This is a genomic window from Salipiger abyssi (assembly GCF_017311415.1).
GTDB classification, from domain to species: domain Bacteria; phylum Pseudomonadota; class Alphaproteobacteria; order Rhodobacterales; family Rhodobacteraceae; genus Salipiger; species Salipiger abyssi_A.
On the sequence record NZ_JAEKIS010000057.1, the window covers coordinates 1 to 3,333 of the forward strand.

Genomic DNA, 3,333 nt, shown 5'->3' on the forward strand with positions numbered 1-3,333 from the left:
GCTGAAGGGTGCAGCGAGGTCGTGTTCATGAGACCGTCCGAACCGAAAAACCCACAAATCATGTCCTGACCTGCGAAATCCTGTGTCTCCACATTATGGAGACACACCCATGTTCCAAGACATCTTCTTGCCGCCCGCCGCGGCGAAACATCGTGACGCCCCGCTCGCGGCACAACGCGCAGACTACCTCGTCCACCTGAAGGGAACCGGCGCGAGCCGCGCCAACCTGCGCAAACAGGCCAACGCCCACCTCAACCTCGTTCGCCTTCTGGACCTTCGCGACGGCGATCGGATCCACCCGCGGAACATCGAAGCCGCCGCGACACTCTGGTCGGAGCCGCGGGGCCGCAGAAGCGCTACGCCGGCCACGTCGAAGGCCCGCCAACGCTTCGTCAGCCACTGTATTGCACTGGTGCGGTATCTCGGCTGGCTCGAAGACGCCGAAGGCGAATTTAGTTGGCCTCCGCCCGAGCTTCAGGCCTACGAGCGCTGGTTGCGCGACGAACGTGGCCTGGCAAATGCCAGTATCGAAAGCTACGGGCGCGCCGCCGGTACATTCCTCCAACACCTCGACCAGATGGGGATCCGGCTCGACACTCTTGAGGTCACCGATATCGACAGCATCATCGGCGATGAACACCAACGCGGGTCGTGGAGCCGGAGAACGATCCACGACTTCGCGCAGCGCGTCCGGTCGTTTGTCGGCTTCGCAGAGAAGCGCGGGTGGTGTCGGCCCGGGCTGGCCGCGGGCACCGTCGCGCCCGGATACAGGGCCGATGAGTGCCTTCCGAAGGGCATCAAGCGTCAGGATGTCGAGCGTCTGTTGGCGTCTGAGGGTCAGCGGCCCGTCGACAGACGCGATCGCGCGATCCTGATGCTCTTCGCCTCCTTCGGCCTGCGCGCGGGCGAAGTCGCGGGTCTCAGCCTCGATGACTTCGATTGGGAGAACGAGCTCCTGCGCGTGCATTGTCCAAAGCCGGGTCGCACGCATCTGTGGCCGCTGTCGCAGGAGGTCGGCGGTGCCATCCTCGACTACATCCGGAACGGGCGTCCCACCGGCTTCGGGCGGAGCCTCTTCTTCACATCCTGTGCCCCGATCCGCCCCCTTGGGCGGAAGGCTCTGGGCAAGATCGTGCGCGACCGCCTGGCCGGGATCGGCGTGGTCTCCGGTCGTCGAGGACCACATGCGCTCCGCCATGCCGCCGCCCAACACCTGCTGGACCAAGGCGTGGCGATGAAGGTCATCGGCGACTTCCTTGGGCACCGGGACCCGACCTCGACGGCGATCTACGCCAAGGTCGACCTCCGGACTCTGCGAGAGGTCGCGGCCCTCGATCTGGAGGGTCTCGTATGAAGCTGAGAGATGCGATCGAACACTACGTGGCATGGCGCCAGGCGCACGGCGTAAAGTTCTTGACGGCGCGGAACCTGCTTCGACAGTTCCTTCAGCACGCCGATGGCGACGCCGGATGCGACGCTGTCACATGCGCGCAGGTCCAAGCCTTCCTCGCCGGGACAGGCCCCGTTACCCGGCACCGCGAAAACAAACACTACGCGCTGGCCGGGTTCTGGCGCTACGCGATCAGCCGCGGCCATGCCCTCTCGTCGCCGCTTCCTGAAAGCGAGCGGCGCCCACCCTTGCAGGCACCGCCACATATCTACAGCCGGGATCAGCTGCAGCGCCTCTTCGACCCGGATCACATCGACAATGCCTTGCAAGGCTCCCGGCAACTCGACCCCGCGACGTTCCGGACCCTGCTGCTGATGCTCTACGGGGCCGGGCTGCGGTTCGGCGAGGCGACCGCTCTCACCCTGTTTGATGTGGATACGGCGGAGGCGATCCTCACGATCCGCGATACGAAGTTCCAAAAGAGCAGGTTGGTTCCCGTGGGTCCGCAGCTTGCAGGCATACTGGATGCCCACCTCTCGGTTCGGCCCGTCAAGGGGGTCGCGGAGAGTGCCACGTCGTTCCTGCTCGCCAACAGGGATGGCACGCGGCTCGCCAGCAGCACCGTTCAGGCCGCCTTCGATCGCCTGAGATGCGTTGCGGATGTGCATGGCAGGGCCGGAGGGCGGAAGAACCCGCGCCTACATGACCTCCGGCATACCTTCGCGGTTCACCGGCTGATCGCTTGGTATCGACAGGGAGCGGACGTACAGCGGTTGCTGCCCGCGCTCTCCACCTATCTCGGCCATTCCGACCTCGAAGGCACAAAGGTCTATATGACGATGACGCCGGACCTCCTTGCGCAGGCCTCGCTGCTCTTCGCGCGCTATGCCGGAGGAGGGTCGGATGCCAGACCGTGATCTCATTGGGCCATGGCTCCGGCGCTTCCTAACTGAGTATATCGTCAGCGAGCGCAATCTGGCCCGGAACACTCGCGCGAGCTATCGCGACACGTTCAAGCTGCTCCTGCCCTTCGCGAGCCGAAAGGTCCGGAAGCCCATCGAACGCCTGGCCATGCAGGACCTCACCTCGGCACTTGTATTGAAATTCCTTGCCCATCTCGAGCAGGAGCGCGGATGTTCCGTCAGGACGCGCAATCAGCGGCTCGCCGCCATCCGGGCCTTCGCCCGCTTTGTGGGAAGCCGCGATCCCGCACAGGTCGAATGGTGCAGCCACATCCGCGCGATCGCCTCGAAGAAGGCGATGTTGCCGCCGGTCGGCTGGCTGTCGCGGGAGGAGATGGAAGCGATGCTCGCGGTTCCGGACCGCAAGAACCGTCGAGGGCAGAGCGAATACGCGCTGCTTCTCTTCCTCTACAATACCGGGGCTCGCGTCTCCGAAGTCACGCAGCTGAAGGTTCGGGACCTGACCCTTGACCGCGACAGAGGTGGGCACGATCTAGCCACACTGCACGGCAAGGGCGGCAAGATACGCCAATGCCCGCTCTGGTCGGAAACGGAGCGAGTCCTGGCGGAACAGATCATCGGCCGCGCGCCCGAGGCCCCGGTGTTCCTCAGCAGGCTCGGCCATGCCTACACACGGTTCGGCGTGTATCGGCTGGTCGAACGTTGCGCTGCCGATGTGCCTCGACTGGCGGGTCGGGCGGTGACACCACACGTGATCCGGCACACGACGGCCTGCCATCTCGTGCTCGCCGGCGTCGACATCAACACCATCCGCGCTTGGCTCGGCCACGTGTCGATCAGCACCACGAACATCTATGCCGAGATCGACCTCACGCTGAAGGCAAATGCCGTGGCGCTTTGCGAGGTTGGCTCTCCGGGACCGAAAAGGCGGTGGAAGGAGGACAAGGACCTCATGGCCTTCCTGAATGGCCTGTAACACCGTTGTGGTCGTCTCACCCGGTCGTGGACGATCCTCTGCCG

At 64.7% G+C, this 3,333-nt stretch carries 3 protein-coding genes; all 3 read left to right on the forward strand.

The window, feature by feature from the left end:
- The first annotated feature begins 109 nt into the window (after positions 1-109).
- From I6N89_RS25185 to I6N89_RS25195, 3 genes are read left to right on the forward strand one after another with little or no spacing between them, the layout of a single operon-like run.
- Positions 110-1,354: a tyrosine-type recombinase/integrase gene (locus tag I6N89_RS25185; RefSeq protein WP_009574301.1), complete on the forward strand. Its 1,245-nt coding sequence runs from the start codon at positions 110-112 to the stop codon at positions 1,352-1,354.
- The gene (locus tag I6N89_RS25190) at positions 1,351-2,307 is read left to right on the forward strand and encodes a tyrosine-type recombinase/integrase (protein WP_009574302.1); all 957 of its coding nucleotides are present in this window, start codon (positions 1,351-1,353) and stop codon (positions 2,305-2,307) included. The genes I6N89_RS25185 and I6N89_RS25190 overlap by 4 nt, the downstream gene beginning before the upstream one ends.
- Positions 2,294-3,289, forward strand: a complete 996-nt coding sequence (locus I6N89_RS25195; protein WP_009574303.1) for a tyrosine-type recombinase/integrase — start codon at positions 2,294-2,296, stop codon at positions 3,287-3,289. The genes I6N89_RS25190 and I6N89_RS25195 overlap by 14 nt, the downstream gene beginning before the upstream one ends.
- The last annotated feature ends 44 nt before the right edge of the window (positions 3,290-3,333 follow it).

Excerpts from the sequence above, each read along its gene's own strand:
- I6N89_RS25190 (WP_009574302.1), top strand. The coding sequence starts at position 1,351 with ATGAAGCTGAGAGATGCGATCGAACACTACGTGGCATGGCGCCAGGCG.
- I6N89_RS25195 (WP_009574303.1), top strand. The coding sequence starts at position 2,294 with ATGCCAGACCGTGATCTCATTGGGCCATGGCTCCGGCGCTTCCTAACT.
- I6N89_RS25185 (WP_009574301.1), top strand. The coding sequence starts at position 110 with ATGTTCCAAGACATCTTCTTGCCGCCCGCCGCGGCGAAACATCGTGAC.